This is a genomic window from Streptomyces sp. SID13726 (assembly GCF_010548375.1).
Lineage (GTDB): Bacteria > Actinomycetota > Actinomycetes > Streptomycetales > Streptomycetaceae > Streptomyces.
This window is the reverse complement of sequence record NZ_JAAGLY010000676.1, coordinates 1-407: the sequence shown is the minus strand read 5'-3', so window position 1 is coordinate 407 and position 407 is coordinate 1. Positions and strand designations below refer to the sequence as shown.

The window sequence follows — 407 nt, the reverse complement described above, 5'->3', positions numbered from 1 at the left end:
TCTCAGCATTCGCCGCCGAACGCCGGATCGACCGAGCGCGGACGATCATCGATGGATGGGGGTTCAAGTCCCCTCTGCGCCTCTCTCGTGGCGCGGTAGTTCAAAGGCAGAACACGTCGATCTCAGAATGATCCGCGACTCTTAAACGCCGCCGGTGTGCGCAAATGGGTGGCAAGCTGGAGCCCGGGAGCTGGATATGCTCCCGGGCTCCGTCACGTTCCGTCACGCGTAGGGGTTGAAGGGGATCGGAGGCTTCGAGGCGTTCAGGGCGTCGTTGAAGCGGCCGTCGGAGATCTTGATCGTGGCCGAGCCGAAGTCGGCGTTCACGAGCTTGTCGCGCAGGCCCGCCGGACAGCCGTTCCAGCCGACGAGGCGCGGGTAGAACCAGTTGCCGATGTGGTTCTCGC

1 protein-coding gene is annotated in these 407 nt (G+C 64.1%); it reads right to left on the bottom strand.

Features of this window, described 5'->3' with window-relative positions; genetic code table 11:
* Window positions 1-222: 222 nt before the first annotated feature.
* Window positions 223-407: NPP1 family protein (locus G3I78_RS49735; RefSeq protein WP_203616598.1), on the bottom strand; the 185-nt coding region annotated here is incomplete at its 5' end.